The following is a 25,253-nucleotide window of genomic DNA, read 5'->3' on the forward strand; positions in this document are numbered from 1 at the left end:
GTGAGCGCCATGCGGAACAGGCTCGTCGTCGCGGGCGCGATCGCGGCCGTGGTCCTGGTCGTCCTGGTAGCCCTGGTTACCGTCCTGAACCCCCACCCCTCGCTCCCGTGGCCCCGGGCCGGCGTCATGGTCGCGGCCCTCGTGACCGTCGTCGCCGTCACCGTCCTCGTCCTCCGACGGCGCGACGTGGCCGCGAGCCGGGCCGTCTGGTTCGCCCTCCCGGCGCTCGTGCTCGGCTGGCTGTGGTGGTGGCCGCCCCTGAGCTCGTTCGGCTGGTTCGCGTACGCGCCGCTCTCCACGGTCGTGGTCACGGACGCGCCGGCGTCCGACGCCCTGCTCCCCGCGCTCGTCGTCCTGCTCTGGGCGCTGACCGTGACGGGCGCAGTCACCGTCGTCGGCGACGAGTCCCCGGTCCGCGTGCTCACCGTCGTCGCGATCGCCCTGACCGCGCCCCTCTGGCTCCCGCCCGGCCCGCGAGTCACTCCCGCCGGTGCCCTGCTGTCCGGCGACCTCGTCACCGCCCAGCCCGTCGTCGTGCGGACGGCGTCCCTGGCGCTGGTGCTCGTCGTGGGCATGGCGGTGCTCCTGGCTCGGCGACCGGCCACCGCCCGCGCGACGGCCTACGTCCTGCCGGCCGCCGAACTCAGCTGGGTCTGGTGGCAGACGGCCGCGGGCGCCCGAGCCTCCGTCATGCTGGCGGGCGGCGTGCCGGAGCCGGGCTTCTCGGACCTGCTCCCCTGGGCGGTCATCCCGGCCGCGGAGACCGCGCTCGTGGTCGCGCTCTGGGTCCTGACGGTCCTCGGGACGCGCGAGCTGGTCACCCGGTACCGTCCACCGGACGTCGTCCCGGTCAGCCCGTCCGGGCGATGACGATCAGCAGCATGGTCACCAGGAAGCCCGTGACCAGGTTGAGCCAGAGGAACCGCCGCCAGCCGGCGTTGGCGCGTTCGCAGTCCTCGTCGCGCACGGACCAGAACTGCGCCGTGCTCACCGCGTACGGGATCGGCAGCACCGCGGCGAGGGTGCCCGGCCACGGGACCGCGAGCAACACGGCCGCTGCCAGCACGTAGAGCATCGTCGCGGCGACCACGGTCGGGTGCGCCCCGAGGGCGGTTGCCACCGACGCGATCCCGCCCTCGCGGTCGGCGCGGACGTCCTGCACCGCTCCGAACGCGTGCGACGCCATCCCCCACAGGATGAACGCGACGAGCACGGGCCAGACCGTGCTCGCGCCTAGGTCGGCATCCACGAGGACCAGCGCGTAGAGCAGCGGGCCGACGAAGTGCATCGCCGACGTCAGCGAGTCGAGCACCGGACGCTCCTTGAACCGGAGCACGGGTGCGGAGTACGCGACGACCAGGAACAGGACGAGCGCGAGCGTGAGGTTGGCGGCGAGGTCACCGACCACCAGCAGGTACACGACGAACGGCACGGTCGCGACGACGCACGCCCACAGGATCCGGCGGTGCACCTCGCGCGCCCTGGCCGGCTCCACGAGGCCGCCCTCGATCCCGCCCTTGCGAGGGTTGCGCAGGTCGGAGGCGTAGTCGAACACGTCGTTGATGCCGTACATCAGCAGGTTGTACGGGCCCAGGAAGAACAGGGTGCCGATGACGAACGTCGCGTCGATCCGCCCGCCCGTGGCCAGCAGGTAACCCGCAGCGAACGGGTAGGCGGTGTTGATCCAGGAGAACGGCCGGGATGCCGCGAGGACCTCCCTCACGCGCGCTCCTGCCGGCTCTTCCGCCGCCCGAGCGCCACCCAGAGCACCGGCATGCCCACGCCCGCGGCGATCGCGTAGGCGAAGTCCTCCAGCGGAGCGCCCCAGATGTACCGGCCGAGGATCTTGTCGGGGTCGAACACGTAGAGGCCGACGTCGATCATGATCGTGTCGAAGACGGCGGTGAGCACGCACAGGTGCAGCACGGTCCAGACCAGCGGCAAGCCGCGCATCCCGCGCAGCACCCGCCACGAGACCGCACCGAGCACCGCGAGGACGAGGACGTTGAGCACGATGTTCGTCATCGCGTCGCCTCGTCGTCGAGGGCTCGCCGCCCGGCCTCGCGCTGCGCGGCGCTCTGGTCGAACCAGCGCCACGCGAGCAGGGCCGTGTAGCAGAGCAGCGCGAGGAAGAACGCCTCCTCCACCGGAAGCTCGGGGGCCAGCAGCAGCCCGGTCATGTGCGGCGAGTCCCCGCGCGCAAAGATGCCGAGCACCAGCCCGAGACCGTCCCAGAGCAGGAACCCGACGACGCCGATGCCGACGGTCAGCGCCGCGCGGCGCGCGTCCGCCCAGAACGCGAGCCGGAACCGGCGGTCCAGCAGGGCCAGCCCGCCGAGCGAGAGCAGCAGGGCGCCGAGGTACGCGAACCTCATCCGACCGACTCGCTCCAGACCCCACGGGGCCGGGCGGCGGCCAGGAACCCGGGGCGCAGCGGGGCGGGCAGCGGGTGCGACGAAGTCTCCCCGAGCATCCGCTTCACCACCAGCTCGGCGCTGATCAGGCACATCGGCAGTCCCACACCGGGGATCGTGCCACCTCCGACGTGCAGCACGTTGGGGACGCGCGACGACACGTCGCCCGGCCGGAACATCGCGCTCTGCCGCAGGGTGTGCTCCATGCCCAGTGCGCTGCCGCGCCAGGCCGAGAAGTCGCGGGCGAAGTCGGCGGGCCCGACGACGCGCCGGGTGACCACCCGGTCGCGCAGGTCCGGGACGCCCGCCCACGAGCCCACCTGGTCGAGGAACCGGTCCGCGTACCGCTCGAGGGCCTCCCCGCCGAGCGACGGGTCGGCGGGGAACGGGACGAGGACGAACAGGTTCTCGTGGCCCGGCGGGGCCGCGGTCGGGTCGCTCGCGGTGGTCCGCGAGACGTACATCGACGCCGCCTCGGGCACCCGCAGGCCGTCCGCCGGCGTCGAGCGGCCGGTGCCGAGGATGTCCTCGAAGTTGCCCGGCCAGTCGCGCGTGAAGAACAGTGAGTGGTGCGCCAGCTCGGGCAGCTCACCACGCACGCCGGCCATGATCAGCAGCGCCGAGATGCCCGGTCCGCGGTCCTCCCACCACGGGTCGGGCAGGTCACGGTGCTCGCCCAGCAGGGCCGTCTCGGTGTGGTGCCGATCCGCGGCGGACACGACGACGTCGGCCGGGATCACCGAGCCGTCCGCGAGCCGGACCCCGCGGGCGGAGCCGGACCTGCGCGGATGGGCCAGCGACGGGCGCGCGTCCTCGATGTCGATCGAGACCACGTCGGCCTCGGTGCGGATCTCGACACCCTCCTTGCGGGCGATCCGCTCGAGCGCCTCGATCACCGTGTACATCCCACCGCGCGGGAAACGTACGCCGTCGACCAGGTCGAGGTGGCTCATCAGCGAGTACAGCGCCGGGACGCGGTACGGCGACGACCCGAGGAACACCGCGTGGTACCCGAGCACCTGCCGGAGCACGGGATCGGTGACCGTCGCGGCCACCTTGTCCGCCAGCGTGCCGGTCAGCAGGCCGGCCAGCGTGCCGGTCTGCCGGAGGATCTGCGCGGTCAGCAGCCGGTCCGGGCGCGCGAACGTGGTGTACAGGAACGAGTCGAGCGCGGTCCGGTAGGCCTGCGTCGACGCCTCCGTGTACCGCCGGATCGCCTCACCGGCGCCGGGCTCCCGCGCCTCGAACGTCGCCCAGTTGGCCTCCGGGTCGCCGACCACGTCGAACGGCTCCGCTGGCCCGCCGTCCGCCGGCTCCGGGAACAGCCGGTACGCCGGGTCCAGCCGCTCGAGGTCGACGTGGTCTTCGATCCGCTCGCCCAGGAGGGCGAACGCGTGCTCGAACACCTCGGGCATGAAGTACCAGGACGGCCCGGTGTCGAACCGGAACCCGTCGATCGACACGGTCCCGGTGCGGCCGCCGAGCTGGTCGTGCCGTTCCAGCAGGGTCACCAGCGCACCCCCGCGGGCGAGCAGCGCGGCGGTGGTCAGGCCGGCGATGCCGCCGCCGATGACGACGACCCGCCCCGGACGGGGTGCGCTCATGCGCCGGCCTCGCGACCCGAGCGCGCCTCGGCCAGCACGGACTCGCCGACGACGAGCAGCTTGACCGGAGTGGGCAGTCGCACCCGCCCGGTGAGCAGCGACTCGGGCGGCCGGGTGGCGATCTCGTCGAGCAGGCGCTGGTACAGGGCCAGGGTCGCGCCCACCGCGTAGCGCGCCCGCGTCGGCAGGGTCGGCACCGCGGCCCGGGCGACGGCCACGTCCGCGGTGATCTCCGCGAGGATCGCGTCGAGCTGCGCCTGGTCCAGGCGGCCCGGGGTGGTCCCCGGGAAGTAGGTGCGACCCAGCTCCTGCGTGTCGGCGCCGAGGTCGCGCAGGAAGTTGATCTTCTGGAACGCCGCGCCCAGGGCACGCGCCCCGGCCACCTGCGTCTCGTCGGGCTCACGCACGGGCTCGTCGGGGAGCCGTTCCTCGTTGAGGAACGCGCGCACGCACATCAGTCCGACCACCTCGGCCGACCCGTACACGTAGGCGTCGAAGCTGGCCCGGTCGTGCTCGTGCACCGTGAGGTCCGCGCGCATCGACGCGAAGAACGGCCGCGTCTCCGCGGCGGTGATCCCCACGCGCCGGGCCGTCCGCGCGAACGCGTGCACGATCAGGTTGGTGGAGTACCCGGTGCGCAGGGCGCGGGCGGTCTGCTCCTCCAGCTCGTCCAGCTCGGCACCCGCGTCGTCGCCGCGGTAGGTGTCCACCACCTCGTCGGCCAGCCGGACCAGCGCGTACACCGCGCGGATGTCCTGCTGCGCGCGGCGCCCGAGCAGCCGGGTGCCCAGACCGAACGACGTGGAGTAGGCGGCGAGCACCCCGGCGCTGGTGCGCGCTGCGGTGGCGTCGTACAGCCGGAGCGCCCGGTCACGGGCGGATCGCACGTCCGACATCTGCTCCCCCGGCACTCAGTGACCCCGTCCGACAAGATCGTCGACGACGCCCACAAGGTAGCCCCCCAGCGGCTGCGGCAGGCTGCCCACCGCCAGCGACCGTGCGTGCAGCCCGGTCCGCCGGGTCAGCTCCCGGACCGCGTCCAGCGCTCCGCTCGACACCATGACGTCCCGCACGGCTGCTGCCCCCGCCTCGTCCAGGTCGGGCCGGCCGACGTGCGCGTCGAGCACCGCGCACCCGGTCGCGTCGGTCATCGCGTACGCCCGCCGCAGGAGCTCGGTGCGCTTGCCCTCGCGCAGGTCGGAGACCACCGACTTGCCCGTCACCGCGGGGTCACCGAACACGCCCAGCTCGTCGTCGGTCAGCTGGAACGCGACCCCGAGCGCCGACCCCACGCCGGCGAGGTGCTCGATCCGCTCGTCGTCGGCACCGGCGAGGATCGCGCCGACGACCAGCGGCAGGCTGCCCGAGTACGCGGCGGTCTTCAGCTCCGCCACCGCGAGCGCGTCCACGTCCCGCGGCGAGGAGAGGGCGGCGGTCACGTCCAGCAGCTCGCCGACGACGGTCGTCTCGATGCCCTCCGCCAGCAGCCCCACCACGCGCAGCAGCGCCGCCCGGTCCCCGGGCGCACTCGCCACCAGGGAGAACGCCGAGGCGATCGCCAGGTCACCCGCCAGCAGGCCGGCGGCGAGCACCTGGTCGTCCACCGCCCGGTCGTCCAGGCCGGTGCCCGCGAGGCGGCCGCGCGCGGAGCCCGCGACGTTGGGGCGCCCACGGCGCACCTCGTCGTGGTCGAGCAGGTCGTCGTGCACGAGCATCGCGGTGTGCAGCACCTCGATGGCGGCGGCCACCGGCGCGATCGCCGCCGGGTCCGTCCCGCCGAGCCCGAGGTACGCGGCGACGGCCAGCCGTGGCCGCATGAGCTTGCCGCCGATGGCGCCCGCGAGGTCCGTCCACAGGCGTGCGGCGACGTCGGACCGGCTCGCCGCCAGCCGGACGCGCGCCTCGACGAAGTCCTGGAGGACGGTCGCCGTGACGGCCATCGCGCCCTCGACCGCCTCGGCGAGGTCGGCGGCGTCCGCCGTGCGCACAGGCTCCTGGCGCACGTCCTCGCTCGCGGCGACGACTGGCGCGACCCCTGACTTCCCGGCCATCGGCCCCTCCTGTCCCTGCTGCTGGAACCGATCCGCGAGCACCTGCGGAGGAGATCCTCAGCCTACTGAGGGCCACCGAGTCCGCCACCGCGCACGCCTGTCGAGCCTCTTCGGTCCGAGGCCCGTCGGCGGATGCACCTTCGGCGAACTTTCCGACCCGCCGACATCGGTACGCTCGGGGACATGACATGGCTGGTCACCGGGGGTGCCGGGTACATCGGGTCGCACGTGGTGCGGGCGTTCGGGCAGGTCGGGCTGGAGACGGTGGTCCTCGACGACCTGTCCAGCGGGCACCGGGCGTTCGTCCCCGACGGAGTGCCGCTGGTCGAGGGGTCGATCCTCGACACCGACCTGGTCGCGGACACGCTCTCCCAGCACGGCATCGTCGGCGTCGTGCACCTGGCCGGTTTCAAGTACGCCGGCGTCTCGGTGGACCGCCCGCTGCACACGTACGAGCAGAACGTCACCGGCACCGCCCACCTGCTCGAGGCCATGGCCGCGCAGGGCGTCGACGCCATCGTGTTCTCGTCGTCCGCGGCCGTCTACGGCACCCCGGACGTCGCCCTGGTCACCGAGACCACGGCGACCACCCCCGAGTCGCCCTACGGGGAGTCCAAGCTCATCGGCGAGTGGCTGCTGCACGACCAGGGCCGCGCCGTCGGCCTGCGCCACACGTCGCTGCGCTACTTCAACGTGGTCGGGTCGGCCACCCCGGAGCTCTACGACACCAGCCCGCACAACCTCTTCCCGCTGGTGCTCGACGCCCTGGTGGAAGGCCGCACCCCGCGCATCAACGGCACGGACTACCCGACGCCCGACGGCACCTGCGTCCGCGACTACCTCCACGTGGCGGACCTGGCCGACTCCCACGTCGCCGCGGCCCAAGCGCTCGCCGCCGGCCGCACCCTGGAGCCCGTCTACAACCTGGGCTCCGGCGACGGCGTCTCGGTGCGGGAGATCATGACCGCGATGGCCGAGGGCACCAGCATCCCGTTCGAGCCCGAGACCGCCCCGCGCCGCCCGGGTGACCCGGCCCGCATCGTGGCCTCGGGCGAGCTGGCGGCCCGCGACCTGGACTGGAAGATGCGCCACACCCTCCTCGACATGGTCACCAGCGCCTGGGAAGCCCGCCAGGCCCACTAGCTAGAGCGCCTGGAGCCTCGGGAGCTGGTCGACCAGGGCCTCCAGCACCGACTCGTCGCCGGCGTAGATCCCGTCGGCGCGGGGCCAGTGCACCACCACGTCGGTGAACCCCAGCGCCGCGGCGCGCTCGATCCCCTCGGTCACCACAGCCGGCGAGGTCATCGAGAAGATCGGCGCGCCGTCCAGGCTGAGGTACCGGCGCAGCGGGGGCTCGCCCGCAGGCCTGGCGGAGGCCTCGATCGCGTCCAGCTGCGCGAGCATCGTCGCCAGACCTGCCCACCACTGCTCCTGCGCGGCCGAGGGCTCGGTCGGCACGTCCTCGGTCGCGTACGCCGGTCCGTAGGTGGCCCACCCCTGCCCGTACCGCGCGGCCAGCGTCATCGTCCGGGGACCGTTGGCGGCGACGACGAACGGCGTGCGCGGCTGCGCGATGGTGCCGGGGATCATCCGCGCCTCGTCGGCCCGGTAGAACGTCCCCTGGTGGGACGTCACGGGCTGCGTCAGCAACGAGTCGAGCAGCCCGACGAACTCCTCGAACCGGCGGGTCCGCTCGCCGCGGGTCGGCGGGTCCCCGGTGACCAAGGCGTCGAACCCCTCACCGCCCGCCCCCAGGCCGAGGACGAACCGGCCGCCGCTGACGTCGTCGAGACCCAGGACGTCCTTGGCGAACGGCACCGGGTGCCGGAAGTTCGGCGACGCCACCCAGGTGCCCAGCGCGATCCGCTCGGTGACCGCCGCGGCGGCGGCCAGCAGCGGCACGGTGGCGAACCACGGCTGGTCGACGAGCGTGCGCCACGCCAGGTGGTCGTACGTCCAGGCGTGGTCGAAGCCCCACTCCTCGGCCTGCTCCCACTTCCGCCGAGCCGACGCCCACCGCTCCTGCGGCAGCAGCACGATCCCCACAGCAACCATGCGCCGACCCTATGCGTGCGCGTGGTGCTCGCGGCCCGTGGTGGAGGGCGGTTCCAGCTGGAACGTGCAGTGGTCGACGTCGAAGTGGCCGGCCAGGCAGTGCCGCAGGTCGTCGAGCACGCGTCCGGCCTCGCCGCGTGACAGCAGCTCGTCGGGCACCTCGACGTGCGCGGACAGCACGGGCACGCCGGACGTGATGGTCCACGCGTGCAGGTCGTGCACGCCGAGGACGCCCGGGACGCCGCAGATGTGGGACCGGATCGAGTCCAGGTCGACCCCGCGCGGGGTGGCCTCGAGCAGCACCGTGCCCACCTCGCGCAGCAGGGCGACCGCGCGCGGCACGATCATCAGGCCGATGAGCACGGACACGATCCCGTCGGCCCGCAGGAAGCCGGTGGCCAGCACGACGATCGCGGCGACGACCACGGCCGCGGACCCCAGCAGGTCCCCCAGCACCTCGAGGTAGGCGCCCCGGACGGTCAGCGACTCCCCCTGCCCGCGGCGCAGCAGGGCCAGCCCGACTCCGTTGGCAGCGAGCCCGACGACCGCCACGGCGAGCATGAGCCCGGCCTCGACCTCACCGGGGGCCAGGATCCGCGCGATCCCGCCGACGATCACCCCGACCCCGACGGCCGCGATGACCAACCCGTTCACCAGCGCCGCCAGGATCTCGGCGCGCTGCCACCCGAACGTGCGGGCGGCCGTGGCGGGCCGGGCGGCGAGCGCGGTGGCGCCGAGCGCCAGGCCCACACCGGCGGCGTCGGTGAGCATGTGCCCGGCGTCGGCGATCAGGGCGAACGACCCGGAGACGAGCCCGCCGACCACCTCGACCACCAGCACGACGAGCGTGAGCACCAGCACCGCCAGCAAGCGCCCCCGGTGCGCCTGTGCCGCCGTCCCGTGGGCGTGGTCGTGTCCCACTGCGTCAGTCCCAGCCCAGCTCGTGCAGGCGGTCGTCGTCGATGCCGAAGTGGTGCGCGATCTCGTGCACGACCGTCACGGCCACCTCCTCCACCACCTCCGCGCGGTCGTCGCAGATGGCGAGCGTGGGGAGCCGGAAGATCGTGATCCGGTCGGGCAGCGCGCCGGCGGCCCAGAACTCGCCGCGCTCGGTCAGCGGGGTGCCCTCGTAGAGACCGAGCAGCTCGACCTCGCCCTCGGGTGCCTCGTCCTCGACCAGCACGACGACGTTGTCCATCATGGCCGCCAGCTCGTCGGGGATCTCGTCCAGCGCGGCGCGAACGGCATCCTCGAACTCGGCGAGCGACATGTCGACCATGGCACCATCCTGCCTGCTCATCGGGACCGGCAACCGGGTGACGACCGCCACTGCCGCACCGCTTTGGAGTTCCGGCCGTCGAACCCGTATGCTCATCACCGGTCATCCGGCGCCTCGGCGTTGGGGGTTGGATGTTCGCGTTGGACAAGCCCCCATCGTCTAGCGGCCTAGGACCCCGCCCTTTCACGGCGGTAGCACGGGTTCGAATCCCGTTGGGGGTACGAGCAGGATCAGCAGTTGAGCAGCACGGCCTTGCAGTTCAAGGCCCCGTAGCGCAGTTGGTTAGCGCGCCGCCCTGTCACGGCGGAGGTCGCGGGTTCAAGTCCCGTCGGGGTCGCTCGATACGCCCGGTCAGCAGTTCTGTGATGAGCAGAGACCGGGCCGCGTCGTTTCGGCCACTTAGCTCAGTTGGTAGAGCGTTCGACTGAAAATCGAAAGGTCGGCAGTTCGACCCTGCCAGTGGCCACATCAGGAGCCCCGCCCGGTACATCCGGGGCGGGGCTTCGTCGTGAGCGCGGCAACTCTGCCACCAGGCGTTCTGCTCCTAGGCTGGGGTCACCGCACGCCGTCCGAGGAGGACCTCATGGCCAGCACGCCTGGCGCCGACCGACCCCGCAGCTTCTTCGACCGCTTCACGGAGCCTCTGGCGGACCGCGCCCGCGAGAAGTTCGAGCAGGTCGAGGACCACGTCCGCGAGGCCGTGCAGACGGAGATCGACGCGGTCACGCGCAGCGTCCGGGCGCGCGCGGTCGAGGTGCGGCCCGCAGCGTTCGGGTTCGCGGCGGCCGCTCTGGTCAGCTTCTTCGGAATCGCACTGCTCATCACGGCCGCCGTGCTGGGCCTCTCGCACGCGGTGGACCCCTGGCTCGCGGCCCTGCTCGTCGGCATCGCCCTGCTGCTCGTCGGGGCGGGCCTCGCCGCCTGGGCCAGGCGACGACTCCCCCCGGGGCCGGCCGTCTCGGTCGTCCGCATCCACGAGCCCGTGCACCCCGCCGAGGAGCAGGTCCACCCCTGGGCGGACTGAGACTGCCCCGCTGATCAGGGCCTCTCCCCTCGCGTCAGGCATCGCTGACCACCAGACTGGGTGCTCAACGGATGTGCAGACGAGAGGCCGTGCCCATGACCACCCAGTCGGGACCCCCGGGCGACGAGAAGTCGCTCGGGCAGTTGGTGTCCGAGATCAGCGAGCAGGCCGCGCGACTCGTGCGCGCGGAGATCGACCTCGCCAAGGCAGAGATCACCGGTCGGGCGCAGCAGCTCGGGCTCGGTGCCGCTCTCGTGGCCGTGGGCGGGGTGCTCGCGCTCTACCTGCTCGCCGCCGGGATCGCGCTGACGGTCATCGTCCTGGACCTCTGGGTGGACCTCTGGCTCGCCGCGCTGATCGTCTGCGTCCTGCTGGCCATCGTGATCGCGATCCTGGTGCTGGTCGGCATCAACCGGATCAAGGCCGGCTCGCCCCCCACGCCGGCCAAGGCGATCGAGGGCGTCCACGAAGACATCGCGACGGTCAAGGCAGGGTTCTCCGCATGAGTGACGAGTCGAAGCCCAAGGACGCCCCCAAGCCGTTCACCACGCCCGAGATGGAGGCGTTGGAAGCCGAGCTGGCGCTCACCCGCGCGCAGCTGGCGTCGAACGTCGACGAGCTGGTGGCGCGGCTCGACCCGCGTGCGCAGGCGGGCCGGGCGGTGGAGTCGGGGCGTCAGCTGTGGAGCGACGCCAAGAACAGCGACGCCGATCCGGCGGCGCGCAAGAAGGCGTTCGCCGTGCTCGGCGGGGCCGCAGCCGGCGCCGCCGCGCTGCTGGCGCTCATCGTGGCCGGGCGCCGCAAGGGCTGACGCGCGCGACGACGGCGTGGGGCGCTTCGTCGCGGCCCACGCCGTCGCGTTGGCTCACCTACCAGGGCGCGCCGACCGACGTCGACGGCCCCAGCGGGGCAGGAACGGTGGTTCAGCCCTCGGAGGGGCGCTGCTGCGGGATCCCGTTGAGCAGGTCCCGTACCTCGGACTCGCGGTACCGGCGGTGACCGCCCAGCGTGCGGATCGAGGACAGCTTCCCGGCCTTCGCCCAACGGGTGACGGTCTTGGGATCAACCCGGAACAGCGTCGCGACCTCCGAGGGAGTGAGCAGGGACTCGGAGTCTGTGGCGTGTGCGTTCATCTGCTGCCTCCTGGCGAGCGTGCGGCCTGCGTGACGACGGAGTCGGCAACAGGCCAGTTCAGGTGCGAGTGGTGCGGGTCCTGCGGGTGTGAAACGTTCTCGTCTGGTAAGGGTACGGGCTGAAGCGCCCAAACCTGACATCGCCCCACTAGCATGAACGAAAGCCTCAGACAGCGCGTTCCGGGACACGGTCCCGTAACGAACTTTCACGGTGCTCTCATGCACTTCTCATACTTCGCGGCCTTCTGCCGTACCAGCAGCCTAAACCCGACCAATCGGTCATACACGCCAGGACGCGCAGACCGTCCACGGGGCGCTGGACGCCGGTCCTGCTCCCGCCTCGTGGGTCGTCGGATCGGACGTGACGCGCGTCGCCCGGGGCGAGTGGTCGGAATACCGAACGAGCATGTACCGTTGCCCCACGAAGAGACGATTCAGCACCCCGGGGCCGCACGTGTCAGCACGGAGCCGCCCCGCATCCACGTAAGAGGGGGTCGATGCCATGGGGCGCGGCCGTCAGAAGGCTAAGCAGACGAAGGTGGCCCGGGAGCTGAAGTACTTCAGCCCGGATACCAACTACCGAGCTCTCGAGCAGGAGCTCACGTCGCACGGCCACAACGATGTCGTCACCGACAACCGCCCTCGCGCGGTCGTGGAGACGGACACTGACGACGACAGCGACGAGTACCGACGCTGGTCGGACGACGATCGTTGACCGTTCGCATCACCTGCGCTGAGGCGTAGGCACGCACACGCACCGCACCATCCCTCGGGGTGGTGCGCGCGTGTGCGCACGTGCGCCGTCAGACCCGGTAGGCACCTGTGAGCTGGACGGCTCCGCCGTGCACGCCCTTGGTGCCGGCGACGAACCCCGGCGCGCCCACCACGTCGGTGTGCGGGTCGGCGTCCCGGACGGTGCCCAGCTCCCACGCCGGCAGCGCCAGCTCGGCGGCGTGCGCGAGCACCCCCGCCACGGCGTCGGCCGCGACGATCGCCACCATGCCCACGCCCAGGTTGAGCGTGCCCTCGAGGTCGGTCCACGGCACCTGACCCAGGCGCTGCACCAGCGAGAACACGGGCGGCAGCGTCCAGCCGCCGCGATCGATGTCTGCGACCAGCCCCTGCGGCAGCACGCGTGCGACGTTGGACGCGAGGCCGCCGCCGGTGACGTGGCTGAACGCGTGCAGGCCGGCGACGCCTGCGCGCTCGGCGAGCGCCAGGCAGTCGCTCGCGTAGACGCGGGTGGGCTCCAGGAGCTCCTCGCCCAGCGTGCGGCCCAGCTCGTCGACGTGGCGGTCCAGCGTCCAGCCGGCCACGGAGACCACCTTGCGCACCAGCGAGTAGCCGTTCGAGTGCAGGCCGCTCGAGCCGAGCGCCAGCAGCACGTCGCCGGCACGCACCCGCTCGGGGCCCAGCAGCCGGTCTGCCTCGACCACGCCGGTCGCGGCACCGGCCACGTCGTACTCGTCGGGACCCAGCAGGCCGGGGTGCTCGGCTGTCTCGCCGCCGACGAGGGCGGTCCCGGCCACCGAGCAGGCCGCCGCGATGCCGCGCACGATGCCGGCGATCCGCTCGGGCACCACGCGGCCGCACGCGATGTAGTCGGTCATGAACAAGGGCTTTGCGCCGACCACGACGATGTCGTCCACGACCATGCCCACCAGGTCGAACCCGATGGTGTCGTGGATGTCGAGCGCCTGGGCGATGGCCACCTTGGTGCCGACGCCGTCGGTCGAGGTGGCCAGCAGCGGCTTGCGGTAGGCCAGCAGGGCGCTGGCGTCGAACAGGCCTGCGAAGCCGCCCACCCCGCCGAGCACCTGCGGGCCGTGCGTCGCGCGGACGGCGTCCTTCATCAGCTCGACGGCCTTGTCGCCGGCCTCCGTGTCGACCCCGGCGGTGGCATACGTGACCTGCATGCCCTGCGCGCCGCTCACGGGTGGTCCAGCGCGCTCGCGCCACCGGCGCTCGGCACGATCGACAGCAGACCGTCCTCAGGGGCACCCAGCGGCAGCTCGCTCTGCTCGAGCAGGAACTTGCCCAGGCGGTCCGCGGGCGGCAGCTCGATCGGGTACTGACCGGTGAAGCACGCGGCGCACAGCTGCGACGCGGGCTGCTCGGTGGCGGCGATCATCCCCTCCGGGGAGATGTAGCCGAGCGAGTCGGCGCCCAGCGACGCGGCGATCTCATCGACCCCCAGGCCGTTGGCGATGAGCTCGGCGCGGGACGCGAAGTCGATCCCGTAGAAGCACGGCCACTTGACCGGCGGGGAGCTGATCCGCACGTGCACCTCGGCCGCGCCGGCCTCCCGGAGCATCCGGATCAGCGCGCGCTGGGTGTTGCCGCGGACGATCGAGTCGTCCACGACCACCAGGCGCTTGCCGCGGATGACTTCCTTGAGCGGGTTGAGCTTGAGCCGGATGCCCAGCTGGCGCAGCGTCTGCGACGGCTGGATGAACGTGCGCCCGACGTAGGCGTTCTTGGTGAGCCCCTGGCCGAACGTGATGCCGGACTCGGCCGCATAGCCGACGGCCGCGGGCGTGCCGGACTCCGGGACGGGGATGACCAGGTCGGCCTCGACGGGGTGCTCGACGGCGAGGCGTCGGCCCATGGCCACCCGCGCGGCGTGCACCGACCGACCGGCGATCGAGGTGTCCGGGCGGGCCAGGTAGACGTACTCGAAGACGCAGCCCGCGCGGTCGACCTTGGCGAACCGGCTGCTGCGCAGCCCGTCGGCGTCGATGGCGATGAACTCGCCGGGCTCGATCTCGCGCACGAACGAGGCGCCGACGATGTCCAGCGCGGGCGTCTCGCTGGCCACCACCCAGCCGCGCTCCAGACGGCCCAGCACCAGCGGGCGGACGCCCTGCGGGTCGCGTGCGGCGTAGAGCGTGTGCTCGTCCATGAAGACCAGGCTGAACGCGCCGCGCAGGCGCGGGAGCACCTCGAGCGCGGTGGCCTCGAGGGTGTGGTCCGGGTCCCCCGCCAGCAGCGCGGTGATCAGCGCGGTGTCCGTGGTGTTGCCGCGGGCGAGCTCGCCGCGGCGCTGGCTGCCGTAGCGCTCGGCGACGAGGTCCACCAGCTCGGCGGTGTTGGTGAGGTTGCCGTTGTGGCCCAGGGCCACGGTACCGGCGGCCGTGGGGCCGAGCGTCGGCTGCGCGTTCTCCCAGGTGCTGCCACCGGTGGTCGAGTAGCGCGTGTGCCCGATGGCGATGTGCCCCTGGAGGGCGTTCAGCGCGGTCTCGTCGAACACCTGGGACACGAGGCCCATGTCCTTGTAGACGAGCAGCTGCTGGCCGTTGGAGGTGGCGATGCCCGCCGACTCCTGGCCACGGTGCTGCAGCGCGTACAGGCCGAAGTAGGTGAGCTTGGAGACCTCCTCACCGGGGGCCCACACACCGAAGACGCCACAAGCGTCCTGGGGGCCTTTTTCGTTGGGGAGGAGGTCGTGGTTCAGACGTCCGTCTGCGCGGGGGGCCACGCACCTATGGTCGCACACGCCACCAGGCGCGCACGGAACGCGCCCAGCCCTCAGACGTCGGTGCGGACCGCCCGGCGGACGCTGCGGCGGTCCGCGAGCACGGCGAGCGCGCCGCCCACGAACCCGCCGAGCACGGCCCCCGCCACGGCCATCACCGTGCGCACCGCACCCTCGCCGTCGAGGAACGAGATGAAGCCGGAGCCGTCGGACACCCACGGCGCCGCGGGCCGGATGATCGCGACCAGGACCAGGGCGACGACGACGCCGACGAGGGCGCCCGCGGTGATGAACGCCCCGTACTTGGGCGCGTGGCGGACCGTCGCCGGCTCCGCGACCGCCGCGAGCTCCTGCTCCGAGGGGATCGGCACGCCGCGCGCGTCGAGGACGGGCTCGGGGTTCGGGTCGGGCTGGGGGTCGTCGGGCACCCCGTGATCGTAGGTCAGCACGGGGTCAGTCGCGGGTCCGGGCGGCCTGCAGCGGGAGCCACTCGCGCAGGTCGGCACGCTCGCCCGACGCGCGGATCCGGCCGGTGTCGACGGCGTCGTCCCAGGTCAGCACGCCGGTGGCGAGCGCCAGCCACGTCTGGGCGTCGGTCTCCACGACGTTCGGCGGCGTGCCGCGGGTGTGACGAGGTCCCTCGACCGCCTGCACCGCGCCGTCCGGGGGGACCCGCACCTCGACCGCGTTGCCCGGGGCCACCTCGGCCAGCTCCTCGAGCGTGAACCGGACCGCGGCGCGCCGCGCGGGCGTCGGGACGCCATCGGGGTCGGCCCGCCAGACCGCGAGCGCGGCGCGGCCGTCGGCGGGGTCGGTGCGGCGGCGGGGAGGCATGACGCGATTGTGCCCCGCCCGAGCGCAGCACTTCCCGACGAGCGCGGCAGTTGATGCTGCCGCTCTCGTCGCAGACTGCCCCGATCGCCGTCGGCTAGCATCCAGTCCATGTCCTCGACGACCTGGCGCTGGCTGCACTAGACGCAGCCCGCGGTCGTCCTGCCCCCGAGCTGCTCACGCGGCGTCGGGGGCATCGCTGTCTCCGGGCACGTGCGCGGCTCACGCCCCCCTGGAGGAGTCCTCATGACCCGCATGCTCACCGGCGAGCGCCCCACCGGCCCGCTGCACCTCGGCCACCTGTTCGGCACCGTGGCCAACCGCGTCCGGCTCCAGCAGTCCGGCGTCGAGACGTTCCTGGTGCTCGCCGACTACCAGGTGATCACCGACCGGGAGTCGCCGGGCGACATCGCGAGCAACGTGCGCGAGATCGTCCTCGACTACCTCGCCGCGGGGATCGACCCGGACGCGGCCACGATCTTCACGCACAGCGCGGTGCCCGCCCTGCACCAGCTGATGCTCCCGTTCCTGTCACTGGTCAGCGCGGCGGAACTGGAGCGGAACCCGACCGTGAAGCAGGAGCTCGCGGACTCCGGCAGGTCCCTGTCCGGGCTGCTGCTGACGTACCCGGTCCACCAGGCCGCCGACATCCTCTTCTGCCACGCGGACGTCGTGCCGGTGGGCAGGGACCAGCTGCCGCACCTGGAGATCACGCGGACGATCGCGCGCCGGTTCACCGCCCGGTACGGCGCCTGCTTCACCGAGCCCGAGGCGCTGCTGTCCGAGGCGCCGACGGTGCTGGGCACCGACGGCCGCAAGATGAGCAAGAGCAACGGGAACGGCATCGCGCTGCGGGCGACCGCCGACGAGACCGTCCGCGCGATCCGGTCCGCGAAGACCGACACGGACCGGCACATCACCTACGACCCAGCGTCGCGACCCGAGGTGGCCAACCTGCTCCTGCTGGCGTCGCTGTGCACGGGCGTCCCGCCGGAGGTGATCGCCGACGAGGTGGGCTCCCGTGGCTCCGGCCACCTCAAGGCGGTCACTGCCGACGCCCTCGTCGAGCACCTCGCGCCCCTGCGCGCCCGCCGCGCCCTGTTCGCCGCCGAGCCCGGGCTGGTCGCGGAGATCCTCACGGCCGGCAACGCGCACGCGAACGAGCTCGCGGACGCCACGATCCGTGACGTCCGCGAGCTCATGGGGATGGTCTACGCGTGACGTCAGCCGAACTCGCGGTCGCCCCAGCCGCTCAGCCGCCACGTCCCGGCCTCGTCGTCGCTCGTGATCGCCGGGCCGCCGTACGACACGCCGACCGACTCGACCGCGAGCGCGGCCGAGGCACCCTGCTCGACCGTGACCTCGAAGACGATCTGGTGCAGCCCGTTGAGCGTCTCCTCCGGCACCGAGCCGACCTCGGGGGTGACGGTCACGCCCGTGCCCTCGGCGAGCAGCTGGACCGTGCCCCCGCGGCCGCCGAGGCAGACCACCACAGGAACTGGCGTGCCGAAGGGGTGCGGTTCCTCCGAGTACCCGTAACCGGCACCGAGTCCCGGGTCGCCGCGCGTGTACAGGTGGTTGCAGTCGGCGGTGTCGTCGTAGGGATCCGGGGGCTCGCCCGAGCAGCCCGCGACGAGCGCGACCGCGGCGACCAGCGCGACGGCGATCGGCTGTCTCATCCCCCGATGGTGCCCGGTGCCGTGCCGGGAGGGCGTCGATCCCGTCCCGCGTCACCCGGTCGCCGACGCACGAGGGCCTGCGGGGACGAACCCCGCAGGCCCTCGCGTCAGCCGGTCACCACGTCGCGTTGCGCGCCAGCTCCAGGGCGATGTCCTGGAACCACGCACCGGCGGACGGGCCGCCGTTGCAGGTGCCGTCGGACTCGCCGGGCAGCTTGACCCAGAGCAGGGCGTCGAGGCCCGAGCCGTCGTTGACCAGCGTCGGCTTCTCGCCGAGCGCCCGGCCGCGCGGGTTGCACCACTCGCCGTTGGAGCCGTTGCCGTTCCGCGACGTGTCGATGACGAACTTCTTGCCGCCCAGCTGCTGCGAGATCTGCTGGCCGTAGGTCTTCGACGCCGCGGTGGTCTGGTAGTTCGACGTGTTGAGCGCGAAGCCGACCGCGTACTCGAAGCCCACCTGGTTGAGGCGGCTCACCGCGGTGCTCACGGGCAGCCACGACGAGTGGCCGGCGTCGACGTAGACGCGGGCGCCCTTGAGGGTCAGCGACTTGGCGGCGTACTTGAGGAAGCCGATCCGGTCACCCTGGCCGGAGCAGTCGCCCAGCTGGGCGAGGGCGTCGGGCTCGAGGATCACGTACGGGTTGCCCGTGATCCCGGAGGCGACCGTGTCGATCCAGGCCGCGTAGGCACTCTCGGCGACGCCGCCGCCGGAGTACGAGCCGCAGTCACGGCCGGGGATGGCGTAGACGACGAGCATCGGGGTCTTGCCGGCGGCCACCGCGCGGGCGGTGTAGTCGGCGACCTCGGCCTTGGCGTGCGCAGGGTCGGCCCAGTTGCCCACCCAGTAGGCCTGGGGCGTCAGCGCGATCTTCGCGAGCAGCGTCTTGTCGGTGCCGCTCGCCGACTGCCAGGCGCGGTAGCCCTGCGTGGTCGGGTCGACGTAGAAGCCGCTGGTCGGCTGCGGGGTCTGCGTCGGGGTCGGGGTCGGTGTGGGGGTCGGTGTGGGTGTCACGGTCACCGTCGGGGTCGGGGTGGGTGTGGGGGTCGTGGTCGGGGTGGGGGTCGTCGTCGGCGTCGTGCCGGTGCACACGGTGCCGTTGACGGTGAACGCGCCCGGGACCGGGTTGGAGCCGCTCCACGAGCCGTTGAAGCCGAAGCTCGTCTTGGCGCCCGTGGCCAGCGAGCCGTTGTACGGCAGGCTCGCCACCGAGACCGCGGAGCCGCTGGTGCTCGCCGTGCCGTTCCACAGCTGCGTGATCTTCTGACCGGCCGTGAACGTCCAGCCCACGGTCCACGCGCTCACCGGGTCGCCCAGGTTGGTGACCGAGACGTCGGCGCCGAATCCTCCGCCCCACTGGTTGGTGATCCGGTACTCGACCTTGCAGCCGGTGGCGGCCTGCGCGGCGGTGGCGGCGGTGACGGCGGTCAGGCCGGCCACCGCGACGGCCGCGGCGGCGAGCAGCGCGGTGGCGGTTCTGCGGGTGGGCATGGATCTCCTCGGGACGACAGCTCGGGCCAGTTCTGGTCAGGGCCGGCCCACGTCCTCGTCGACGACGCCGCACCCCGGTCCCGACGAGGAAACCCGACGACGAGACCCTCTGGCGAGCGCACGGCACGATTCGAAACGTTTAGGTACCCGAAAGGCCTCGTCGATGCGCTTCCGCGAGCGGCTCAGCTGCGGGGCCGACCGGGCCCGCGCATCCCCCGCTGGTACTCCTTGGTGATCTTCTTCCACCGGTCCCGCTCCTCGGCGCGCAGCCGGACGTCCGACCGGCGGGCCTGGTACGCGGCCTCCTTGGCCAGTCGACGCCAGCTGTCGAGCCTGCGCTCCGGCAGCTCCCCGCTGTCCAGCGCCTCCTGGATCGCGCAGCCCGGCTCGCCGGTGTGGTGGCAGTCGGCGAACCGGCACGCCGCCGCCAGCCCGGCGACGTCCGCGAACGTGGTGTCGAGGGCGTCGGCGTCCGCGACCACACCGACCCCGCGGATGCCGGGGGTGTCGATGAGCATCGCGCCGCCCGCCAGCGGGACCAGCTCGCGGTGCGTGGTGGTGTGCCGGCCGCGCCCGTCGGACCGCCGCTCCCCCGTCTCCATGACGTCGTGGCCGGCCAGCGCGTTGACCAGGGTCGACTTGCCCGCGCCGGACGGGCCGACGGCGACCAGCGTGGTGCCCGGCGCCAGGAGCGCGCGCAGGGCGTCGAGGCCCTGGTCGGTGGGCACGCTGACCGTGTGCACGTCGACAGCGAGGGCCACCGCGGCGACCTCGGCAGCCATGCCCTCGGGGTCGGGGACCAGGTCCGCCTTGGTGAGCACGACGACGGGCTGCGCACCGGACCGCCACGCCAGCGTGAGCAGCCGCTCGATGCGGCCGAGGTGGGGGTCCGGGTCGAGGTGCTCCACGACGAGGACGATGTCGATGTTCGCCGCGAGCGCCTGCACGCGGGACGTGGCGCCCGCGGTGTCCCGGACCAGGGCGGTCGTGCGAGCTCGCAGGACGGTGGCACCCTCGTCGACCAGCAGCCAGTCGCCGACCGTCGGGGCCAGCCGGTCGCCGTCGTCCGTGGCGACCAGGCCGTCCCGGTCCAGCGTCAGCCGACGGGGTTCGTGCGCGCCGTCGAGACCGTCCGCGGGCAGCACGAGGACCGCACCCTTGTCGGCACGGACCACGCGGAACAGATCAGCTGGCACACCTCGACGGTAGGAGCCGGCCCGGCCCACGCACCACGGAAATACCGGCTGCAACTGCCGCCTAGGGCGTCGAGAACAACCTGGGTGGCGTTCTCCGGGTCGAGAACGCCACCCAGGTTGTTCTCGCGCGAGCCGACGCGGTCGCGGCCGCGGAGCGGGTTGTCAGCCGAACCAGTGCGGGAGGGTCGCCTCGTGGGCCTCGCGGGCCTCCGCCAGGGGCAGCGTGAACACGCCCTGGACCTCGACGGCCGGGCCGTGCACGTGGTCGGACTCGTCGACCGGGGTGCCGGCGCCCGGCGAGCACGACTCGGCGGTCTCGCCCAGACGCAGGGCGGGCACGCCGCGCGCGGTGCAGAGGTCGACCAGGCGGACCTCCTCCGAGCGCGGCACCGCGACGAGCACGCGGGCGGTCGACTCCGAGAACAGCGCCTCGAACGGCGTGACCCCGTCGCGCTCGCAGATCGGGTCGAGGGCGACCTGGACCCCGACGCCGTAGCGCAGGCTCGACTCGATGAGCGCCTGGATCAGGCCGCCCTCGGACAGGTCGTGGGCGGCGTCGACCAGGTCGTCGCGGCTGGCGTGCGTGAGGACCGCGGCGAGCCGGCGCTCGGCGTCCAGGTCCACCGCGGGCGGCAGTCCGCCGAGGTGGCCGTGCATGACGTCGGCCCAGGCGGAGCCGTCCAGCTCGGGGCGCGTGGTGCCCAGCAGGTAGACGGCCTGGCCGGGAGCGGTCCAGCCGGACGGGGTGGCGTCGGCGACGTCGTCGAGCACGCCGAGCACGCCGACCACCGGGGTCGGGTGGATGGCCGAGTCGATCAGGCCGGGCTCCCCCGTGCCGTTGTACAGCGACACGTTGCCGCCCGTGACCGGGACCTCGAGCACCTGGCACGCGTCGGCCAGGCCGCGGATGGCCTCGACCAGCTGCCACATGGAGTCGGGGTGCTCGGGGCTGCCGAAGTTCAGGCAGTCGGTCACGGCCAGCGGCCGGGCGCCGGTCGTCGCCACGTTCCGGTACGCCTCCGCGAGGGCCAGCTGCGCGCCCGTGTACGGGTCGAGCTTGGCGTACCGGCCGTTGGCGTCGGTGGCGAGCGCGACGCCGAGCCCGGTGGACTCGTCGACCCGGATGACGCCGGAGTCGTCGGGCTGCGCGAGCGCGGTGTTGCCCTGCACGAAGCGGTCGTACTGGTTGGTCACCCACGCCTTGGAGGCCAGGTTGGGGCTGGCCAGCAGCCGGAGGGCGGTCGCGCGGATCTCGGCGTTCGACGACGGCTTCGCCAGGGCGGCGGTGGTGTCCGCGTTGAGCGCGTCCTGCCACGCCGGCCGGGCGTACGGGCGGTCGTAGACCGGGCCCTCGTGGGCGACGGTCTTCGGGTCCACGTCGACGATCCGCAGGCCGTGGTGGTCGATGGTCAGGCGGCCCGTGCCGGTGACCTCGCCGATCACGGCCGTCTCGACGTCCCACTTGCCGGTGATGGCCAGGAACTCGTCGAGCTGGTCGGGCCGGACGACGGCCATCATGCGCTCCTGCGACTCCGACATGAGGATCTCGCCGGCGGTCAGGGACGGGTCGCGCAGCAGCACGTTCTCGAGGTCGACGTGCATGCCGCCGTCCCCGTTGGACGCCAGCTCGCTGGTGGCGCAGGAGATGCCGGCGGCACCGAGGTCCTGGATGCCCTCGACCACGCGCGCGGCGTAGAGCTCGAGGCAGCACTCGATGAGCACCTTCTCCATGAACGGGTCGCCCACCTGCACCGACGGGCGCTTCGAGGGCTTGGTGTCGTCAAACGTCTCGCTCGCCAGGATGGAGGCGCCGCCGATGCCGTCGCCACCCGTGCGGGCGCCGAACAGGACGATCTTGTTTCCCGTCCCCGACGCGTTGGCCAGGTGGATGTCCTCGTGCCGCAGGACGCCCAGGCACAGCGCGTTGACCAGCGGGTTTCCCTGGTAGGAGGCGTCGAACACCAGCTCGCCGCCGATGTTCGGCAGGCCGAGGGAGTTCCCGTAGCCGCCGACGCCGGCCACGACGCCGTGCACCACGCGGGCCGTGTCGGGGTGGTCGACGGCGCCGAACCGCAGCTGGTCCATGACCGCGACCGGGCGCGCGCCCATCGAGATGATGTCGCGCACGATCCCGCCGACGCCCGTGGCCGCGCCCTGGTAGGGCTCCACGTAGGACGGGTGGTTGTGCGACTCGACCTTGAACGTGACCGCCCAGCCGTCACCGATGTCGACGACGCCCGCGTTCTCGCCGATGCCGACGAGCAGGTGCTCCTTCATGGCCGGCGTGGTCTTGTCGCCGAACTGGCGGAGGTGGTTCTTGCTCGACTTGTACGAGCAGTGCTCCGACCACATCACCGAGTACATCGCCAGCTCGGCGGCCGTGGGGCGGCGCTCGAGGATGTCGCGGATCCGCTGGTACTCGTCCGGCTTGAGGCCCAGCTCGGCGAACGGCTGCTCCTGGTCCGGGGTCGCAGCGGCGACGTCGACGGTGTCGGTCTGGGGGGCGCGCGCAGGTGCGGTGGTCATCGATTCCCTCGGTGGAGACCCGTGGCTCGGCGGCGCGCGTGCCCGGTGGCGCGAGCAGGCCCGGCCGACGTCGGCAGACGCGCACAGGATACCGGCGGTGGACGGGAGCCCGGGCCTGCGTCCGGGTCGTCCGAGTTGCACGACTCGTCCGGGTGTGTGACCGTCCTCACATGAAAGCGCTTCCTACGGACCCGGCAGCGGTGACGATCTACGACGTCGCCGCGCGTGCCGGCGTCGGGATCGCCACCGTCTCCCGCGCCCTGCGGGGCTCCGCTCCCGTGTCGGACGCGACCCGGGCCAAGGTGCTCGCCGCCGTGGCGGAGCTCGGGTTCCGCCCCAGCCACGCCGGCACCTCGCTCGCTGCCCGCACGCACGCGGCCAACGGCATCGTGTTCCCGGACCTGTCCGGGCCGTACTACGCCGAGGTGCTGCTCGGGTACGAGGAGACCGCCTCGCGGCTCGGCCGCAGCGTGCTCGTCCTGGCCACCCACGGCCGCGACGACCCCGAGTCCTCCGTGCGCGACCTGGCCCGGCGAGTCGACGGGCTCGTCCTGCTCGGCCGCACGGTCCCCGACCACGTGATCGAGGAGCTCACCGCGTTCGGGCTCCCCGTCGTGGTCGTCGCCCGGCCCGAGGTCGGCGCCGCCGACTCCATCCGCGCGGACGGGCTCAGCGCCGCACGCGCCCTCGGGGAGCACCTCGCCGGGCACGGGTTCCGCCGGATCGCGTTCCTCGGCTCGCCCGAGGAGTCGCCCGACGTCGCCGAGCGGTGGCGCGGGGTCCGCGAGGGCCTGGGCAAGCACGGCATCGAGCCCACCGTGACGCCGTGCCTGTTCGACGAGGCGTCCGGCACGCGCGTCGCGGCGGCGCTGCTCGCAGGCCCGGAGCGTCCCGACGCCCTGGTCTGCGCCAACGACGAGATCGCCCTCGGAGCGATCGTCGCGGCGGAGGAGGTCGGCCTGCGGGTCGGCGTCGACGTCGCCATCACCGGCTGGGACGACGTCATGGCCGCGCGCCACGCCCGCCCCGCCCTCACCACCGTCCGCCAGCCGATGCGCACGCTCGGGGCACTTGCCGCCGAGGTGCTCGACCAGCGCATCACAGGACACCGCACGACGCCGCGGCACGAGTCGCTCGCCACCGACCTGGTGGTCCGCGACAGCTGCGGCACGCACCCCTGACAGACCCCACGAGGGGCTGTCCAGGTTCGAGGAGGAACCATCATGAGGAGATCCACGCGCGTCAGCGTCGCCGCGCTGGCGGTCACGGCGTTCGCCCTGACCGCCTGCGGCCGGAGCGACACCCCTGAGGAGGACGCCACGGCCGAGGCGGTCGCCACCGGCGACGTCAGCGGCACCGTCACCGTCTGGGCGATGGGCACGGAGGGCGAGGCCCTCGGCGACTTCGCCGCGGCGTTCACGGAGGAGAACCCGGACGTCACGATCGACGTCACGGCCATCCCCTGGGACGCGGCCCACGACAAGATCGCCACGGCGATCGCGGCCGACGAGGTGCCCGACGTCTCGATGATCGGCACCACGTGGATGGGTGAGTTCGCCACCAGCGGCGGGCTGGACCCGACGCCGCCCGACCTCATCGACGAGTCGTCGTTCTTCCCCGGCGCCTGGGGCTCCACCGAGGTGGGTGGCACGTCCTACGCGGTCCCGTGGTACGTCGAGACCCGCGTGCTCTACGTCGACACCGCGCTGGCGGAGCAGGCCGGCGTCTCGCCGACGCCCGCGACGTGGGAGGACCTCATGGCGACGTCCAAGGGCATGCAGTCGGCGGGCGCCCAGTGGGGCATCACGCTCCAGGCCGGCCAGACGGGCGCGTGGCAGACGTTCCTGCCGTTCGCGTGGCAGGCAGGCGCGGAGATCATGAACGAGGAGCAGACCGAGTTCACGTTCGACAGCCCCGAGTTCGTCAAGGCGCTCGCCTACTACCAGTCGTTCTTCACCGACGGGGTCGCCCCGAAGGAGCTCCCCGAGGGCACGCTCGAACCCGACTTCGTCGCCGGCAAGATCGGCGCCTTCCAGTCCGGCCCGTGGCACATCGGCATCCTCGACGACACCGGCGGCGAGGGCTTCCTCGACAGCGTGACGCTCGCGCCGCTGCCCGCCGACGAGACGCAGGCGTCGTTCATCGGCGGCAGCAACCTCGCCGTGTTCACGAGCTCGGAGAACCGCGACGCCGCCTGGAAGTTCGTCCAGTGGCTCAGCCAGCCCGAGATCCAGGCGCAGTGGTACGCGATCACGAGCGACCTCCCCGCCGTGCAGTCCGCGTGGGACGAGGGCGACCTCGCCGACGACACCACGCTGGCCGTGTTCGGCGAGCAGATGGCGACCGCCCAGGCGCCCCCGTCGATCCCGACGTGGGAGCAGATCGCGAACGTCATCGACACCGAGCTGGAGAAGGTCTGCAAGTCCGGCATGGACCCGCAGGAGGCCGCCACGGCCATCCAGCAGCAGGCCGAAGCGATCGGCACGGGGCTCTGACC

Annotated in this window: 27 protein-coding genes and 3 tRNA genes; 12 read left to right on the plus strand and 18 right to left on the minus strand. The window is 72.9% G+C overall.

Annotation, left to right across the window (positions count from 1 at the left end):
• Positions 1-9: 9 nt before the first annotated feature.
• The gene (locus HP550_RS03580) at positions 10-870 is read left to right on the plus strand and encodes a hypothetical protein (RefSeq protein WP_175346226.1); all 861 of its coding nucleotides are present in this window, start codon (positions 10-12) and stop codon (positions 868-870) included.
• Here the strand turns inward: HP550_RS03580 and HP550_RS03585 are convergent.
• From HP550_RS03585 to HP550_RS03610, 6 genes are read right to left on the minus strand one after another with little or no spacing between them, the layout of a single operon-like run.
• Positions 851-1,723, minus strand: a complete 873-nt coding sequence (locus HP550_RS03585; RefSeq protein ID WP_175346227.1) for a prenyltransferase — start codon at positions 1,721-1,723, stop codon at positions 851-853. The two genes, HP550_RS03580 and HP550_RS03585, sit on opposite strands and share 20 nt — an antisense overlap.
• Entirely contained in the window at positions 1,720-2,025 is a 306-nt protein-coding gene (locus HP550_RS03590; protein WP_175346228.1) for a lycopene cyclase domain-containing protein, read from the minus strand. The genes HP550_RS03585 and HP550_RS03590 overlap by 4 nt, the downstream gene beginning before the upstream one ends.
• The gene (locus HP550_RS03595) at positions 2,022-2,375 is read right to left on the minus strand and encodes a lycopene cyclase domain-containing protein (RefSeq protein WP_175346229.1); all 354 of its coding nucleotides are present in this window, start codon (positions 2,373-2,375) and stop codon (positions 2,022-2,024) included. Before HP550_RS03595 ends, HP550_RS03590 begins: the two co-directional genes overlap by 4 nt.
• A complete protein-coding gene (gene crtI, locus HP550_RS03600) occupies positions 2,372-4,018 on the minus strand; it encodes a phytoene desaturase family protein (protein ID WP_175346230.1) in 1,647 nt (548 codons plus the stop codon). Before crtI ends, HP550_RS03595 begins: the two co-directional genes overlap by 4 nt.
• Positions 4,015-4,914 (minus strand): phytoene/squalene synthase family protein, encoded by a 900-nt coding sequence (locus HP550_RS03605; RefSeq protein ID WP_175346231.1) that lies wholly within the window; start codon positions 4,912-4,914, stop codon positions 4,015-4,017. Before HP550_RS03605 ends, crtI begins: the two co-directional genes overlap by 4 nt.
• 15 nt (positions 4,915-4,929) lie before the next feature.
• The gene (locus HP550_RS03610; protein ID WP_175346232.1) at positions 4,930-6,069 is read right to left on the minus strand and encodes a polyprenyl synthetase family protein; all 1,140 of its coding nucleotides are present in this window, start codon (positions 6,067-6,069) and stop codon (positions 4,930-4,932) included.
• Between the two features lie 183 nt (positions 6,070-6,252).
• On the opposite strand from HP550_RS03610, the gene galE reads away from it, so the two are divergent.
• Positions 6,253-7,212 (plus strand): UDP-glucose 4-epimerase GalE, encoded by a 960-nt coding sequence (gene galE / locus HP550_RS03615; protein ID WP_175346233.1) that lies wholly within the window; start codon positions 6,253-6,255, stop codon positions 7,210-7,212.
• Here galE and HP550_RS03620 read toward each other — a convergent pair whose 3' ends face one another.
• From HP550_RS03620 to HP550_RS03630, 3 genes are read right to left on the minus strand one after another with little or no spacing between them, the layout of a single operon-like run.
• Entirely contained in the window at positions 7,213-8,124 is a 912-nt protein-coding gene (locus HP550_RS03620) for an LLM class flavin-dependent oxidoreductase (protein ID WP_175346234.1), read from the minus strand. It abuts the gene before it with no gap.
• Positions 8,125-8,133: 9 nt separating this feature from the next.
• On the minus strand, positions 8,134-9,045 hold the full coding sequence (locus HP550_RS03625; protein ID WP_175346235.1) for a cation diffusion facilitator family transporter: 912 nt from the start codon (positions 9,043-9,045) through the stop codon (positions 8,134-8,136).
• Positions 9,046-9,049: 4 nt separating this feature from the next.
• A complete protein-coding gene (locus HP550_RS03630) occupies positions 9,050-9,403 on the minus strand; it encodes a metallopeptidase family protein (RefSeq protein ID WP_175346236.1) in 354 nt (117 codons plus the stop codon).
• A gap of 148 nt (positions 9,404-9,551) precedes the next feature.
• On the opposite strand from HP550_RS03630, the gene HP550_RS03635 reads away from it, so the two are divergent.
• The 6 genes from HP550_RS03635 to HP550_RS03660 all read left to right on the plus strand — a co-directional run bounded on the left by HP550_RS03635 (position 9,552) and on the right by HP550_RS03660 (position 11,238).
• Positions 9,552-9,624: transfer RNA gene (locus HP550_RS03635), tRNA-Glu, on the plus strand.
• Positions 9,625-9,666: 42 nt separating this feature from the next.
• Positions 9,667-9,740: transfer RNA gene (locus HP550_RS03640), tRNA-Asp, on the plus strand.
• A gap of 56 nt (positions 9,741-9,796) precedes the next feature.
• A tRNA-Phe gene (locus tag HP550_RS03645) sits at positions 9,797-9,869 on the plus strand.
• 117 nt (positions 9,870-9,986) lie between these two features.
• Complete coding sequence (locus HP550_RS03650; RefSeq protein WP_175346237.1) at positions 9,987-10,427, plus strand: phage holin family protein; 441 nt, start codon at positions 9,987-9,989, stop codon at positions 10,425-10,427.
• Positions 10,428-10,522: 95 nt separating this feature from the next.
• Complete coding sequence (locus HP550_RS03655) at positions 10,523-10,933, plus strand: phage holin family protein (protein ID WP_175346238.1); 411 nt, start codon at positions 10,523-10,525, stop codon at positions 10,931-10,933.
• Entirely contained in the window at positions 10,930-11,238 is a 309-nt protein-coding gene (locus HP550_RS03660) for a DUF3618 domain-containing protein (RefSeq protein WP_175346239.1), read from the plus strand. Before HP550_RS03655 ends, HP550_RS03660 begins: the two co-directional genes overlap by 4 nt.
• A 112-nt stretch (positions 11,239-11,350) precedes the next feature.
• Here the strand turns inward: HP550_RS03660 and HP550_RS03665 are convergent, their stop codons facing one another.
• Complete coding sequence (locus HP550_RS03665; RefSeq protein WP_175346240.1) at positions 11,351-11,560, minus strand: BldC family transcriptional regulator; 210 nt, start codon at positions 11,558-11,560, stop codon at positions 11,351-11,353.
• Between the two features lie 502 nt (positions 11,561-12,062).
• Between HP550_RS03665 and HP550_RS03670 the strand changes: the two genes are divergently transcribed.
• A complete protein-coding gene (locus tag HP550_RS03670; RefSeq protein ID WP_175346241.1) occupies positions 12,063-12,275 on the plus strand; it encodes a DUF3073 domain-containing protein in 213 nt (70 codons plus the stop codon).
• An 88-nt stretch (positions 12,276-12,363) separates the two neighbouring features.
• Here HP550_RS03670 and purM read toward each other — a convergent pair whose 3' ends face one another.
• Genes purM through HP550_RS03690 form a run of 4 tightly spaced genes read right to left on the minus strand, consistent with a single transcriptional unit; the run spans position 12,364 to position 15,869 of the window.
• Complete coding sequence (purM, locus tag HP550_RS03675; protein WP_175346275.1) at positions 12,364-13,476, minus strand: phosphoribosylformylglycinamidine cyclo-ligase; 1,113 nt, start codon at positions 13,474-13,476, stop codon at positions 12,364-12,366.
• A 14-nt stretch (positions 13,477-13,490) separates the two neighbouring features.
• Positions 13,491-15,038 (minus strand): amidophosphoribosyltransferase, encoded by a 1,548-nt coding sequence (purF, locus tag HP550_RS03680; RefSeq protein ID WP_175346242.1) that lies wholly within the window; start codon positions 15,036-15,038, stop codon positions 13,491-13,493.
• 50 nt (positions 15,039-15,088) lie between these two features.
• Positions 15,089-15,463: a histidine kinase gene (locus HP550_RS03685; protein ID WP_210767617.1), complete on the minus strand. Its 375-nt coding sequence runs from the start codon at positions 15,461-15,463 to the stop codon at positions 15,089-15,091.
• 25 nt (positions 15,464-15,488) lie between these two features.
• Entirely contained in the window at positions 15,489-15,869 is a 381-nt protein-coding gene (locus tag HP550_RS03690) for a sterol carrier family protein (RefSeq protein WP_175346243.1), read from the minus strand.
• A gap of 243 nt (positions 15,870-16,112) precedes the next feature.
• Here HP550_RS03690 and trpS point away from each other — a divergent pair, with 243 nt between their 5' ends.
• Entirely contained in the window at positions 16,113-17,087 is a 975-nt protein-coding gene (trpS, locus tag HP550_RS03695; RefSeq protein ID WP_175346244.1) for a tryptophan--tRNA ligase, read from the plus strand.
• Between the two features lie 2 nt (positions 17,088-17,089).
• Here the strand turns inward: trpS and HP550_RS03700 are convergent, their stop codons facing one another.
• The 4 genes from HP550_RS03700 to purL all read right to left on the minus strand — a co-directional run bounded on the left by HP550_RS03700 (position 17,090) and on the right by purL (position 22,756).
• Positions 17,090-17,545 (minus strand): hypothetical protein, encoded by a 456-nt coding sequence (locus HP550_RS03700; RefSeq protein WP_175346245.1) that lies wholly within the window; start codon positions 17,543-17,545, stop codon positions 17,090-17,092.
• Positions 17,546-17,660: 115 nt separating this feature from the next.
• Positions 17,661-19,034, minus strand: coding sequence for a glycoside hydrolase family 6 protein (locus HP550_RS03705; protein ID WP_175346246.1), 1,374 nt, complete (start codon positions 19,032-19,034; stop codon positions 17,661-17,663).
• 182 nt (positions 19,035-19,216) lie between these two features.
• On the minus strand, positions 19,217-20,230 hold the full coding sequence (gene rsgA, locus HP550_RS03710) for a ribosome small subunit-dependent GTPase A (protein ID WP_343047963.1): 1,014 nt from the start codon (positions 20,228-20,230) through the stop codon (positions 19,217-19,219).
• Between the two features lie 162 nt (positions 20,231-20,392).
• The gene (purL, locus tag HP550_RS03715; RefSeq protein WP_175346247.1) at positions 20,393-22,756 is read right to left on the minus strand and encodes a phosphoribosylformylglycinamidine synthase subunit PurL; all 2,364 of its coding nucleotides are present in this window, start codon (positions 22,754-22,756) and stop codon (positions 20,393-20,395) included.
• Between the two features lie 170 nt (positions 22,757-22,926).
• Here purL and HP550_RS03720 point away from each other — a divergent pair, with 170 nt between their 5' ends.
• Positions 22,927-23,937, plus strand: a complete 1,011-nt coding sequence (locus HP550_RS03720; RefSeq protein WP_175346248.1) for a LacI family DNA-binding transcriptional regulator — start codon at positions 22,927-22,929, stop codon at positions 23,935-23,937.
• A 42-nt stretch (positions 23,938-23,979) separates the two neighbouring features.
• Complete coding sequence (locus HP550_RS03725; protein ID WP_175346249.1) at positions 23,980-25,251, plus strand: sugar ABC transporter substrate-binding protein; 1,272 nt, start codon at positions 23,980-23,982, stop codon at positions 25,249-25,251.
• Positions 25,252-25,253: the final 2 nt, after the last annotated feature.

This window comes from Cellulomonas humilata (assembly GCF_013359775.1).
GTDB classification, from domain to species: Bacteria; Actinomycetota; Actinomycetes; order Actinomycetales; family Cellulomonadaceae; genus Cellulomonas; species Cellulomonas humilata.